General features: G+C 43.5%; 10 protein-coding genes and 1 pseudogene. 5 read left to right on the plus strand and 6 right to left on the minus strand.

From position 1 onward, the window contains the following. Window positions 1-732: 732 nt before the first annotated feature. The gene (treZ, locus tag H6G03_RS02365; protein WP_199315101.1) at window positions 733-2,583 is read left to right on the plus strand and encodes a malto-oligosyltrehalose trehalohydrolase; all 1,851 of its coding nucleotides are present in this window, start codon (window positions 733-735) and stop codon (window positions 2,581-2,583) included. A 54-nt stretch (window positions 2,584-2,637) separates the two neighbouring features. Further along, complete coding sequence (gene treY, locus H6G03_RS02370; RefSeq protein WP_190461699.1) at window positions 2,638-5,421, plus strand: malto-oligosyltrehalose synthase; 2,784 nt, start codon at window positions 2,638-2,640, stop codon at window positions 5,419-5,421. A 129-nt stretch (window positions 5,422-5,550) separates the two neighbouring features. Here the strand turns inward: treY and H6G03_RS02375 are convergent. The 3 genes and pseudogenes from H6G03_RS02375 to H6G03_RS02385 form a co-directional block, all read right to left on the minus strand. After that, window positions 5,551-5,724, minus strand: a pseudogene (locus H6G03_RS02375) (diversity-generating retroelement protein Avd); the annotation flags it as partial. A gap of 90 nt (window positions 5,725-5,814) precedes the next feature. After that, the gene (locus H6G03_RS02380; protein ID WP_242060283.1) at window positions 5,815-7,689 is read right to left on the minus strand and encodes an SUMF1/EgtB/PvdO family nonheme iron enzyme; all 1,875 of its coding nucleotides are present in this window, start codon (window positions 7,687-7,689) and stop codon (window positions 5,815-5,817) included. Continuing rightward, entirely contained in the window at window positions 7,682-8,071 is a 390-nt protein-coding gene (locus H6G03_RS02385) for a Pepco domain-containing protein (RefSeq protein WP_190461701.1), read from the minus strand. Before H6G03_RS02385 ends, H6G03_RS02380 begins: the two co-directional genes overlap by 8 nt. Before the next feature lie 334 nt (window positions 8,072-8,405). Between H6G03_RS02385 and H6G03_RS02390 the strand changes: the two genes are divergently transcribed. Further along, on the plus strand, window positions 8,406-8,693 hold the full coding sequence (locus H6G03_RS02390; protein WP_190461703.1) for a type II toxin-antitoxin system Phd/YefM family antitoxin: 288 nt from the start codon (window positions 8,406-8,408) through the stop codon (window positions 8,691-8,693). Further along, window positions 8,677-8,919, plus strand: coding sequence for a type II toxin-antitoxin system RelE/ParE family toxin (locus H6G03_RS02395; protein ID WP_242057172.1), 243 nt, complete (start codon window positions 8,677-8,679; stop codon window positions 8,917-8,919). Before H6G03_RS02390 ends, H6G03_RS02395 begins: the two co-directional genes overlap by 17 nt. 161 nt (window positions 8,920-9,080) lie before the next feature. Here H6G03_RS02395 and H6G03_RS02400 read toward each other — a convergent pair whose 3' ends face one another. From H6G03_RS02400 to H6G03_RS02410, 3 genes are all read right to left on the minus strand, one after another. After that, on the minus strand, window positions 9,081-9,998 hold the full coding sequence (locus tag H6G03_RS02400) for an ABC transporter substrate-binding protein (RefSeq protein ID WP_242057173.1): 918 nt from the start codon (window positions 9,996-9,998) through the stop codon (window positions 9,081-9,083). Window positions 9,999-10,166: 168 nt separating this feature from the next. Then, window positions 10,167-10,949, minus strand: a complete 783-nt coding sequence (locus tag H6G03_RS02405; RefSeq protein ID WP_190461705.1) for an ABC transporter ATP-binding protein — start codon at window positions 10,947-10,949, stop codon at window positions 10,167-10,169. Between the two features lie 188 nt (window positions 10,950-11,137). Then, on the minus strand, window positions 11,138-12,175 hold the full coding sequence (locus H6G03_RS02410) for a FecCD family ABC transporter permease (RefSeq protein WP_190461707.1): 1,038 nt from the start codon (window positions 12,173-12,175) through the stop codon (window positions 11,138-11,140). A gap of 90 nt (window positions 12,176-12,265) precedes the next feature. On the opposite strand from H6G03_RS02410, the gene H6G03_RS02415 reads away from it, so the two are divergent. Next, a complete protein-coding gene (locus H6G03_RS02415) occupies window positions 12,266-13,867 on the plus strand; it encodes a YncE family protein (protein ID WP_322111837.1) in 1,602 nt (533 codons plus the stop codon). The last annotated feature ends 89 nt before the right edge of the window (window positions 13,868-13,956 follow it).

Consider the following 13,956-nt stretch of genomic DNA (forward strand, 5'->3'; position numbering starts at 1 on the left):
CTCTGCTTTTAAGTAAATGTCTCATTTTGACTTGTGTTCATATAAATGTTTTTGTTTCTGGGTTATTACATAGGTTAGTGGCAATTACCGAATAAGTGAATAAGTAGCTACGAGATTTCACTAAGGATTTATAAATTTCTGTACCGTCTTCATATCAACTTTATAATCAAGCCAGACGTTTGTTGGCTAAGTAGACACCCAGAGTGCGTATCTAAGTATAATCAAGCATAAGTAGGGTATGTAGCGATCGCACCCGAAGTTTGAACTACGGGAATTAACCAGTTATTTGAAATTGCTTGAGCTTAAAAGTAGGAATTAGCGGGCTTTTTTTGTTTCTAACTCTGCCTATCTCTGACTGGCTAGCTTAAACGTAAAAATAAGTAGTTATTGAGATGGAAGACAAGTCTGTATATATAAACACTAGGGGAGAGTGGGAGAGCCAAAGAGATGGGAAACCTATTTGTGTATTGCCTGGGCATTTTGTTCGCAGTTGAATTTTAACAGGAAAGAGAAATTTCTTGCACTCAGATCTCTATCTTGAGGGAGAACGACGCTTTCTTACAAAGTGGGATGATGCGATCGTACAGACATTGCAGCTAATCGTGCGATTTACTGGCAAATCGATTAGCTAGAGGAAAATGCGGCATTATTTTCGCAAGCTTCTTTAAGAGAAGACTCTTGAGTTTCCGCTTTTCCAACTTAAAAATTTAATCTAAAATTCCCACAATATTTATGACACAAGAGCAATCCCCCCAAAGAGTGAGAATAGGCTCCCATTACTTGGGCAACGATCGTTGTGAATTTAGCCTTTGGGCCCCCACTCTCCAAGAGGTAGCAGTACAAATTCTCTCTTCAGAGAGAAGACTTATTCCCATGCAGCAAGATGAGGAAGGGTACTGGAAAGTAACGGTTGAGGGTGTCGCTCCGGGAACGCTATATAATTACGAACTGGAAGGAAATATTGAAAGAGCCGATCCCGCCTCCCACTTTCAACCCCAAGGGGTACATGGGCCCAGTGAAGTTGTCGAACACAGCACATTTGCTTGGACTGATAAGAGTTGGTCTGGTGTTCCCTTAGAGGAAATGATTATCTACGAGCTGCACGTCGGCACTTTTACCGATGCAGGTACTTTTGAGAGCATGATACCGCGATTGAAAGATCTGCGCGAGTTGGGTATCAATGCGATCGAAATTATGCCGGTCGCGCAATTTCCAGGCGAACGCAACTGGGGATACGATGGTGTCTTTCCCTTTGCCGTCCAAAATTCTTACGGTGGCCCAGAAGCATTCAAAAAATCGATCGATGCTTGTCACCAACATGGCATATCGGTAATTCTCGATGTCGTCTTCAACCACATTGGCCCAGAAGGCAATTATTTTGCAGACTTTGGCCCCTACTTCACCAAAAAATATAGCGGCGATTGGGGTGACGCCATGAACTTTGACGGTCAATACAGCGATGGCGTGCGGAACTACTTTATTGAAAATGCCCTGTATTGGTTTGAAAATTATCATATAGATGGTCTGCGATTGGATGCGATCCAAGCTATTCTAGAGTTTGGTGCCAGACCGTTTTTGCGGGAACTCTCCGACGCCGTTGCCGAGATTTCCCAAAAAATAGGTCGCAAACTTTATCTCATCGCCGAAAGCGATTTAAACGATGTCCGCACCATTCGGTCAAGAGAGATAGGCGGTTATGGTATAGACGCACAATGGAACGACGATTTTCATCACTCGCTGCACACCCTGCTAACGGGTGAAAATGACAGATATTACCAAGATTTCGGCAAGTTAGCGCACATAGAAAAATCTTACCGCGAAGGCTTTGTCTATTCCGGGCAATACGCACCCCACAGAAAACGCCGTCACGGTAGTTCTTCTGTAGAAGAACCGGGATATAAATTTGTCGTTTTTTCCCAAACGCACGACCAAATAGGCAATCGCGTCTTGGCAGAAAGATTGTCGCAGCTTGTTGCTTTTGAAGGTTTGAAATTAGCAGCAGGTGCAGTTTTCCTCTCTGCGTTTGTGCCCTTCCTGTTTATGGGGGAAGAGTACGGGGAATCAGCACCGTTTTTCTATTTTATCAGTCATTCCGATGAGCCGTTGATTGAAATTATCCGCAAAAGCAAAGCAGAAGAATTTAAAGCATTTACAGGACGAGGCGAAATGCAAGACCCTCAAAGTCCTGACACATTCAACAAGTGCAAACTTAACTGGGAACTGCGAACAGAAGGAAAACACCAAGCTTTGTGGGAACTGCATCGCCAACTAATTCAGATGCGCCAAACAATTCCCGCCCTCAAAAAACTCGATAAGAAATGTTTGGAGGTATCTGGCATCGAAGATGACAAAATTTTATTTTTACGTCGCTGGAATGATGATAGCCAGATATTTGCCATCCTAAATTTCAATCTTGAAGATGTCACTTTTACTGCTGCACCGCCTGTAGGTAACTGGCAGAAAATTTTGGATTCTTCCGAGCGCAAGTGGATGGGTTCTGGTACTTCATTGCCTGACAATTTGGAGGCGGGTAAACAAGTTACCATGAAACCTCAAAGTTTTGTGGTGTACGAAGTTAAATGATTGTGGGGTGGGCAATGCCCACCCTACTAAGAAAATTATTGAGGAGTATTTATCATGCGGATTCCTACAGCAACTTACCGATTTCAATTTCATGCCGGATTTAACTTTGAGGATGCCAAGCAAATTGTTGATTATCTGGCGGAATTAGGAATTACCGATATTTACGCTTCGCCAATATTTAAAGCCAGAAAAGGCAGTTCGCACGGCTATGACGTTGTAGACTCGAATCAAATCAACCCAGAACTGGGAACGCGAGAAGATTTTGAAGCGCTAGTCAGCGAATTGCAAGCCAAAAATATGGGATGGGTGCAGGATATTGTGCCCAACCATATGGCTTACGATAGCGAAAATTCGCTGCTGATGGATGTGCTGGAAAATGGCCCCGATTCAGAGTATTTTGACTACTTCGATATTAACTGGGATCACCCTTATGAAGATATCAAAGGACGAGTGCTTGCCCCGTTAATGGGAAGTTTTTATGGAGAAGCTTTGGAGAATGGGGAAATTCAACTTAAATACGATGAAACGGGTTTAAGTGTTAATTACTACAACACAAAATTGCCCGTCAGGATAGAATCTTATGTCAAGTTTATTACGCATAGTTTAGGACAATTAGCAAGGGAATTGGGCGGCAGACAGCATCCTGATTTTATCAAGGTGCTGGCGATTCTTTATCTGATTAAAAACATTCCTTCGGAAGTCAAAGGTAAGGAAAGATATGACCAGATAGCGTTTGTTAAAGGACTTTTGTGGGAACTTTATACAGAGAATCCGGCGATTAAAGATTTTGTCGATCGCAACATCGAATTCTTCAATGGGGAAAAGGGAAATCCAGAAAGCTTTAACCAGCTAGATACTTTGCTGTCAGAGCAATTCTACCGCCTGTCTTTCTGGAAAGTGGGTGCGGAAGAAATTAACTACAGAAGGTTTTTTACCGTTAACGAACTGATTTCAGTCAAAGTAGAAGAAATCAAAGCTTTTCGTCGCAACCACGCTTTGATCTTCCATCTAGTCGAAGACGGAAAATTCACCGGCTTGCGAATCGATCACATTGATGGACTGTACGACCCAACGGAATATCTCAAACGACTCAGAGACAGAACAGGAGATCTTTACATTGCGGTTGAAAAGATTCTCGAACAGAAAGAAAACTTGCCGGAATACTGGCCGATTGAGGGAACGAGCGGCTATGACTTTTTGATCCAAGTAAATGGTATATTCTGTCAACAGGAAAATGAAGAGAAGTTTAGCGAAATATACCAGAAATTTGCCAGAGCGAATAACAATTACGGACAGCTTTCTTATGAGAAAAAGCGGCTGATTGTGGAAAGAAATTTGGCTGGAGATGTCGATAATCTGGCGCAAGTTTTGAAACGAGTATCCGGTCAATCTCGATATGGAAATGACTTTACTCGTTTCGGTTTGCAAAAAGCGCTTTCGGAAGTGCTGGCGCTGTTTCCAGTTTATCGAACTTATATCAATCAGGATGGCTTGCGAGAATCCGATCGCATCTATATTAAAGAAGTGATGGAAGAAGCAAGACGGCACGTACCCCAACTTTTAAAGGAACTCAATTTTATCGAAAAGGTACTGCTGCTGGAAGAAGAAGAATCATTAACAGCAGAACAAAAGGAACTGCGGCGTCACTTCGTTATGCGCCTGCAACAACTGACAGGCCCCTTGATGGCAAAAGGGATTGAAGATACACTTTTTTATGTGTATAATCGACTCATATCTCTGAATGAAGTGGGCGGCAATCCCGGTCAATTTGGCATCTCTGTTGCGGATTTTCACGAATTCAATCAAAAGCAGCAAGAAACTTGGCCTCATAAAATGAATGCGACGGCAACTCACGATACCAAACGAGGCGAAGATGTGCGAGCGAGGATTAATGCGATCTCGGAAATACCGGAAGAATGGGAAAAACAAGTGAAAGCGTGGAGCGAAATGAATCGCTCCAAGAAAAAGAAAATGAAGAATCGCTTGATTCCCGATGTTAATGACGAATACTTCTTTTACCAAACGCTGATCGGAACTTATCCTTTTGGGGAGGTAAAGGGGACTGACTATCACGATCGCATGAAGAATTTCGTCATCAAAGCAGTGCGGGAAGCGAAGGTTCACACGGCATGGTTAAGACCGGATTCCGATTACGAAAATGCTTACATGGATTTTGTTGATGCTGTTTTGGCAGACGAGAAATTTCTGGCAGAAATTCAGCCTTTCCAAAAGACGATCGCGCAATATGGCATTTTCAACTCCCTCTCCCAAACGCTGCTGAAAGCAACCGCTCCCGGTGTGCCAGACTTTTATCAAGGTACGGAATTTTGGGATCTCAGTCACGTCGATCCGGATAATCGCCGTCCGGTTAATTTTGAGGAACGAGTTGCGGTTTTAAAGGAAATTAAAGAGAAGGCGGAGAAAGATATACTGAGTTTGATTGCCGATTTAGTTGCCACGCGAGAAGATGCCAGGATTAAGATGTTTTTGATTAACAGAATTCTGGCGGCGAGAAACGAGAATATCGAACTTTTCCAATCAGGTGATTATATTCCGTTGGAGGTGACTGGAAAGTTTAGCGATCGCGTTGTCGCTTTTGCGAGAAAATATGAGGATAAAGTAGCGATCGCACTCACTCCCCGCTTTTTAACCAGCCTGATTAAACCAGAAGAAGTTCCCCTTGGCGAACAGGTGTGGGAAGATACTCGCATCGAACTGCCGCAGGGAATGCCATCTGCCTGGAAAGATGCCATCACTGCACAAACAATTCAATCTAATGGCAAAGTATTAATTGGGGAAGCTTTGCAACATTTTCCCGTTGCTTTGTTGATTAGCTAAACACCCAGAAACCCGGTTTCTTGGAGAAACCGGGTTTCTAACCCAACTACGTACCTAATCTTTTACTCTCCTTTCATTGCAGGAGAGGGGTTGGAGAAGAGTTCAAATATAATTTTGGTGTTCTCACAAAGTTAGTTTATCGGCAGAATATTTTGCTATAATAAGTGCATCCAGCAAATCGTACAGTCCGGTAATCATTCTGTCCCCCAACATAAACTTATGGCTGCGGGGTAGGCGGTTCAGAATCGGGACATACCACTTGATTAAATCGTAGGTTTTCTGGATAATTGGTAACTCGCTCATTGCTCATTTTTCAAAAAAATTTTTTACCGCCTTCGGCGGAGAGGGTAAAGGAAAAAAGGGAAAAGGGCAAGAGGGCAAAAGTATAAAGGGCTACTGAGTCCACGCCGCAGCACACACAACCCGAAAACCGAGGCCGTCGGCACTGTAGCCCGCATCGAGGCTGTTGCGAGAAGCCGAACGGCAGTAAGCGGGAAGGCCGAGCCACGAACCACCGCGCAGCAGTCGTAATTCGTTGCCATCACTAGATAACCATATAGTTATATTATTAGGCTTGTCCCCATAGTTATCATGCCAATGGTCAGCACACCATTCCCAAACATTGCCGTGCATATCAAATAGACCAAAGGCATTAGCTACATTAAAACTGCCAACAGGGGTAGTTTTTTCGCGGTCAATTCCCTTTGGGCCTTGACCGTAAGTATAATTGCCATCATAGTTGGCTAGATCGGCGGTTATTGTCTGGCCAAAATGAAATGGTGTAGTCGTTCCGGCGCGACAGGCATATTCCCATTCAGCTTCACCGGGTAGGCGGTATTCCCGTTTGGCTTTTTGGGAGAGGCGATCGCAGAACTCTACTGCATCATACCACGAAACTCTTTCGACTGGAAGATTTTCACCTTTAAAACGTGATGGATCTGGATTTAGTTCTCGATTTACTTGGGGTAACGAAGCTACTGCTTTCCATTGTACTTGAGTAATGGGATATTTTCCCATAAAAAAGGGTTTAATTGTAACTTGATGCTGAGGTTCTTCTCGTCCATCATATCCTTCATATCTTTCTTCACTTTCCGGCGAACCCATTGTAAAAGTACCACCGGGAATATAAACCATATCTAGAGTGACACCATTACCTAAATCTTCCGTAAAAAATCTCGCTTTCTGCTTTTCTCTTTTCTCGATTTCACCTTTAATATTCACCTGCACTACTTCAAATTCAAACCAATCAGTTCGGTCATCAAGTTCCGAATGCGACCGAGAACCTGTTGCTTGAGTTACTGGTGCTGAAACGGAAACCGAAGACAGTTGTTTTATCCAAATCCTTTTCAATTCCGCTAAAGCTTCTGAGTCCGAAAAAGATAAAACCAACTGCGTCCATAATTGTTCCGCTAATTCTAAATCTCCTTCTATCTCTGCTTTGAAAGCATTGTTTTTTAAAGTAATTATATCTTGAAAATTGGCAAATTTCGGGAGCAAAATTAAGTAGAGTTTCTTGCCCGGTTCTGGTTTAACATAAGGAAACTGCGTTGGTTGACGATATTTTTGATTGATTTCTGGAACTCGTTGCTGCAAATATCGCTCTAATCTCTCGACAGTTGCACAATTATTTTCACCTTGGATTCGCAATCCTTCTAGCAAAGCTTTTGTAAACGAACCATGTTCTAATTCCTTTATTTCATAAGATTTTTGACTGGGATAACAGGAATAAAAAGTAACGACTCCTTGATGCTTTTCATCACCAATACCTAAAGAATTTCTACCTCCCTCATTCCGACAGGCATCTAAGAATAAAATCACATTCCCAGCACCAGAAGAACGCAAACGTTCGGTCACATAATTAACCGAAATAGCAGACCGTTCTATATCATCTGGGTCGCTATCCAACAGCATCAAGTAATCACCATCAAAGGCGCGGATACCGTGACCTGCAAAAAAGAACCAAAGATTATCTCCTGATTGTAATAAAGTTTTCTCCCGTTTATTTTCATCTTTTTCTTTTTTATCGATACGTTTCTCAAACTGCACCCGCAAAAATGTTCGCAAGTTAAGGTAAGTCGGTTGAGTAAGGATAGGTTTATCATTTCTAAATGAAATGGGTGGGGAATCTTCGGTAAATAGGTAAACTCTCTCAAACTTAGCTTCCTTGACAAACCAATCCCGCATCGCCTCAGCATCCCGCTTAGCGTAATTGAGATCTTGCGAACGATGATAATTATTGATGCCAACTACAATCGCCCAATTAACCATTATCGCTCTGCCTGCGCTTAAACTTAAGAGTCATCGCCCCTTTCCCTCCCGCTTTTCCACCAACTCCGAACAGCTTCACCTGTCCTTCCCCGTTGATTTCCACCGATAACTCGACTTCATCTAACTGCATTTTAGAACTAGGCGCATCAGCTTCATCGAGGATTTCTCGCATCGCCTGCAAAAACCCCTTCATCTCCCGTTTGAGTTTTTCCACCTCCACAGGTTTCGCGGCGTCCACCACCTCAATTTCCACTTCCACGGGGTCATCATCATCATCTCTAGTGATGAGTCCACCCCTGTAGCTTCCCGTTCTCGCTCCTGTATCAAACGATACAGTTTCTTCCGTAATTACCCAAATATGTTTTGGTGTATTTTCTGCCATGCACGTTAATCTGTGTTTGTTTTGATGGAATGGGGGAGACCTCTCTCCAAACCTCTCTCCTGCAAGGAGAGAGGCTTTGAGTTTTGCGGTTTGGTTGGTTGTGGGCGATCGATCTTATTTCAGAATATCACTCAGTATCGTCATCGTCTGCACTGTATCGATAAATGGCCTCTCCCGTACTTGTGGTGATAATAAAATCTAATAAATAGCTTGTAAAGCTTATGGGATAAGGGCCTTGCTTGCCTTACCTTGAAATCGTACCGACGATCGCACAATAAACAAAACAATGGCCAAATGTTAGCATGAAATTAGCAAATAATTTTTTGAAAATATTATGCTCAGTCTGAGTGACATTTATCCTCTCTCAGAGTTCCAACGGGGTGCGAAAGCTTTCCTGGCAAAACTCAAAGAAACTAAAGCACCCATAGTTCTGACTGTGAATGGTAAAGCTACTGCCGTTGTTCAAGATGCTGAAGGCTACCAGCAACTTCTCGATAAGATTGAGTTGCTGGAGTCTATTGTGGGTATCCGCAAAAGTATTGAAGAATTTGAGCAAGGGAAAGGGATACCTTTGAAGCAGGCATTTGCAGAACTTCGGGAAAAATATGGCTTACCGAATTGAAATATCTCCTACTGCGGTGGCTGATATAGAAAGTATTTTTCTTTGGATCGAGAAAGATTCACCGGAAAAAGCTTATCGCTGGGTAAGAGGGTGTTATGAAATTATATTGACGCTGGAAAACTTTCCCAAGCGTTGTGCTTTGGCGATCGAAAGTGAGTATATGGGAATAGAGGTACGCCAACTTCTCTATAAAAAGCAATTCAATATTTTATTTACTGTTAGTTAAATAGTTGAGCAAGAGCAAGGAATTGTGCGTATTCATCGTGTGCGTCGTTGTTCTCAACAACCACTTCAAAGTATAGATCGACTCTTAGGTGATGAACCAGAAACTTAAACCGCGATCGCCCTTCTGCCCACAAAAAAAGCGAATCGCATACAGTGAAGGCTTCACGCTCGATTTTTATTAACTACCTCTGTTAATTTCTGACAAGTTTCTTCAATTTTATCGAGACTGCCGGGATTCACCAAACCGTAGTAATCAAAAACGTAGATGCGGTTGTTTTGAGTTGCTTTTAGCTTACTCCAAAAAGGTTCGGATTTGAATTGTTCGGAAATCTTCCCACTTGGTTGGTCTACAATCAGAATTGCTTCTGGATTTGCCTGCAATATTTTTTCGGCTGAAAGGGTAAAGTAGCCATCAAGGGGACTATTTGCCTGTAAGTCGGCGACAATATTTTTAATGCCGAATTTTGTCAGCAAATCGCCAGACCAACTATTTTTATTAGGGGATAAAATCGGTTGGCGACTGACTAGCACCAGAGTGGAGGGGGACGCAGCGGCAGGTTTTTCTAGAAATGTTTGATAGCGGGTTAAAAGTGGGGTAGAATCGACTGCGATCGCATCAGCAACGGTTTTAGTTATTTCTGTGAGATCGTCCCATTTTTTAATCGTTACGCCAATAGTTGCTATGCCCAATTCTTTTAATTTTGGCAATATTTGCGCGTGAAAATCTTTGTTACCGATAACGAGGTCTGGTTTGAGGGATATCAGTTTTTCTAAATTCGGTAGTGTCTGTCCTTCGCTCACTTTTGGGATATTTTGAAATCTGCTATCTTGAGCGAACAATCTGCTACCGACCATCCCCACAATTTTAGTTTTATCCAATCGATAAAGAATATCGGATGTGAGAGAAGTGAGAGTGATAACTCTTTGGGCTACTTTGGGAGTGGTGTCAGTTGTAGTGTTATTCGATGGAGTGGTAGCAGCAGTGCAAGCTACTAACACTAAACTCAATAAAATTGCGGTAATGATGGATATGTAACGACGCAACATGATTTTGGGAATGGGGAATGGGACATGGGGCATGGGGCATGGGGATTTACAATCGGAAATTCTCCCCATATCCCACTCAGCTTTAACGATCGCATAATTAACTATACAGCAACCGCCAAGGCAGTTAGGACGTTCTTAATTCCGGAAACGTTTGATAATAGCCACTTCTTCCCCTAGTCCCTAGCCCCTAGCCCCTAGCCCCTAGCCCCTAGCTATTGCGATCGGACAAATTTGCAGTCCAACAGGCGTTTGCAAAATCGCGACTGACACGCCAAAGACTTGGGCGATATTTTCTGGGGTGATGACTGCGGCGGGTGTACCGATATCCCAAAGACGCCCTTGTTTAAGCATGGCGATGCGGGAACTGTACCGGGCGGCTAAATTGACTTCGTGCAATACGGTGACGATCGATAATTTTTGTTGCACATTAAGTTGTTTGAGCAATTCTAGCAATTGCAGTTGATAATTAATATCGAGATAAGTTGTGGGTTCATCTAATAATAACACTTGGGGAGATTGGGCTAGCGCCAGTGCCAAAAAAGCCCGCTGTCTTTCCCCGCCAGAGAGATGTTCCACAGGTCGATCGCTAAACTCTTGGATACCCGTTTCGACAATAGCTTCTTCCACTTTTTGTTTATCTTCCGCATTTAATTCCCACTGCCACCAAGGTTGATGAGGCGATCGCCCGCACGCCACCAATTGCCTGACTGTTAAGCCAGTAGGAAACGTTTGCTGTTGCGGCAGAATTGCTAACTTTTGCGCTACCAAATGTGGGGGTAATTCGTGAATAGCTTTCCCATCCAAAATTACTATACCAGATTGCGGTTTTAAAATGCGACTGAGGATTTTCAATAAAGTAGACTTACCCGAACCATTGGCACCGACTAAACTCAACCACTCACCAGATTGGAGAGTTAAATTGATTTCGCGGATAATCGGCAAATTATTGTAACCGCCAACCAATTCTTTAGCTTCCAAAGGCATAATTTAATCTTTTTTACCACAGATGAACACAGATGAACACAGATAAAATAATTTTGTCAGATGTACTTATATTATATGGATATGAAAAAATCTGTAATCTGTTTTGTCTGGAAAAAATCAGATTGAATCTACATCTGTGTTCATCTGTGTTCATCTGTCTTCATCTGTGGTAAAAAAATCCCAAAAACTTATTTTTCCGATCGACTCTGATTACTGCGAGAAAGCAACCAAACAAACAAAGGCGATCCTAACAAAGCCGTCACAGCACCTACCGGCAACTCGATCGCACCCAAACGAGATAGCATATCCGCGAAACTCAACACAAAAGCACCGCCTAAAGCAGAAAGCGGTAAAACCCAGCGATAATCTGTACCTACCAGCAACCGTACCCCATGAGGTACAATCAAACCGACGAAACCGATCAAACCGCCAACGCTGACTGCACCGGCGGCGAGTAGGGTAGCGACTCCGCCAATTAAAAAGCGCGATCGCATCAACGAAACTCCCAATCCCACCGCCAAATCGTCACCCAAATTTAAAATATTCAAAGACCTCGCCAACAAACAGCCGCCCAGCAATGCGATCGCCACATAAGGGCCAGCCACATTCACTTCCGACCATCCCCGCCCGTTGAGACTGCCAATTAACCAACTCAACGCCAATTGTACTTTACCATCATCTGCCAGCAGCAGAATAGTTGACTGCGTTGCACCAAACAGCGAACTAACCGCAACTCCCCCTAAAATCAACCGTTCCACGGAAAGCCCGGTACTGCGACGAGCGATAAAATATACAAGCATGGTTGTCGCGATCGCACCGATCCAAGCAGCCAAAGGCAACCAAGCTTGGAACAATCCCAATGTTACCAAACCGACAGCTACCAAACCCGCACCGGCAGAAATTCCTAACAAATAAGGGTCTGCCAATCCATTTCGCAACATCCCTTGTAACAAAGCACCCGACATCCCCAAAGCTGCACCTACAATTAAAGCTGCGATCGTTCTCGGTAAGCGCAAATCCCAGAGTATAGTTTGATTGATGGGATCGCCTTGATGCAGCAACGCTTGCCACAATTGGGCGAAACTCAGATACACCGCACCCTGAGAGAGGGAAATGGCAACTGTGAACAGCAAACAACCAATCAAGAGGAGACAAGCGTACCACACTCGGTAGTTATCGTAGCTTTTTCGGATTTGTGCAAAAAACGATAAGTTTTGTGAACTCATTGGCAATGTGCGATCGACGAATATTTCCTTTTTAACTTGATGCCACTTGAATCATAGAATGGCAGCTAATGCAGTTTAGGTTAATACACCGTGACTCAACAAATAACACCTCTGCAAACCCTTTTATCCCAAGCGCAACAGGGAGATCCAGATGCGATCGCCGCCCTGATCAACCAAGTTGTCTGGAAAAAAGGTATCGCAGCTACAGTCAGTCGAGACGGAACTTGTCTGGATGTTACCTTAATATCCGACCAAGTATACACTCAAGAAGGCTGTATCAATTTTATCTATCAAGGCATCAGTCGCTTGGGTATCGTACCCATTCGATATGTGCGAGTAGTTGCGCGACAAACCAACATCGAAACGCCGCTTTGGAGTCAGACAATTGAATTGCCACTCGCCGACTCCACGCCAAATGCAACGCCACCTGTAATTACTCTTCCCGTCGTCGAAGCAAAACCGAAACGAAAAAAGCTGACGACAAGATACAAAAAAAGGGTACGTTTGCTTTGGTTGGGCGGTATCATTTGGGTTTTAATTGCCGCATTGGGAGTAGCGGTGCGATATCAAATCGAAAATCAAAAAGCAACCGCGCCCAAAAAGCAAACCCCCATCCAGCAACCAACCGCCATCACTAACAAACCCGCACCAAAACCGCGCCCGACAACTGCTGCTAAACCAGCGGTAAAGCCGAAAACGCAAACCCGAATGAAGCTGGAAAAAACGATCGCCGGTGGCATTTCGCCCAAGTCGGTAGTGCATTCCGGTCAGGGTTTGTTTTTCGCCCAAAACATGATGTACAGCCACACCATAACCGTCTACAACCGGGAGCATAAATTAGTTAAAAAAATCCCGGATAACGTCGATTTAGCAAAATTCGGTTATTTAAAATACAAAGGCAATTACCGAGGCGCTCCCGTAGAAGCGAGTTTTTCTCATGATGGTAAATATGCCTGGGTATCTAACTACCAAATGTACGGTCGTGGCTTTAGCAATCCAGGGAACGATCGCTGTAGTCCATCGCCAAGACTCGACCAAAGTTTCCTGTATCGAATTAACACCAAAACCCTTCAGATCGAAAAAGTCATCCAAGTCGGATCTGTGCCCAAATTTGTCGCCACGACACCCGATAATCGCTTAGTATTGGTGAGTAACTGGTGCAGTTGGGACTTGAGCCTCGTCGATACCAATAAAAATAAGGAATTCAAACGAATTAAACTGGGTGCATACCCGCGTGGAATTGTCGTCGATGCCAATTCGCAAAAAGCCTACGTCGCCATCATGGGTTCTTCTGACATCGCTCAAGTAGACCTGAAAAATTACTCCGTGAAATGGCTGAGAAATATCGGTCGAGCGCCTCGCCATTTGAATATAGACCCTGCCGGAAAATTTATCTACGCCACTTTGAATAATGAAGGTAAAATAGCCAAAATTGCATTGCCACAAGGTAAAGTAGTAGGTAAAGTTTATTCGGGTTCCGCTCCCCGCAGTATGATTATATCAGATGACGGACAAGTGCTTTACGTTGTTAACTACAACGAAAGTTCTGTCAGTAAAATTCGCACTTCCGATATGAAAGTACTGCAAAAAGTTCGCGTTGCTCCCAATCCGATCGGCATTACTTACGATCCGCAAAAAAGAGAAGTTTGGGTAGCTTGTTATTCCGGTCAAATCATGGTATTTCAGGATTAAGTTTTCCTATTTTCCAGAAACCCGGTTTTTTCAACAAACCGGGTTTCTCTGTACCTCACTCATCTAAAAAAAGCTAAAATTGGTATGGG

Origin of the sequence: Aerosakkonema funiforme FACHB-1375 (genome assembly GCF_014696265.1) — a bacterium.
Lineage (GTDB): Bacteria > Cyanobacteriota > Cyanobacteriia > Cyanobacteriales > Aerosakkonemataceae > Aerosakkonema > Aerosakkonema funiforme_A.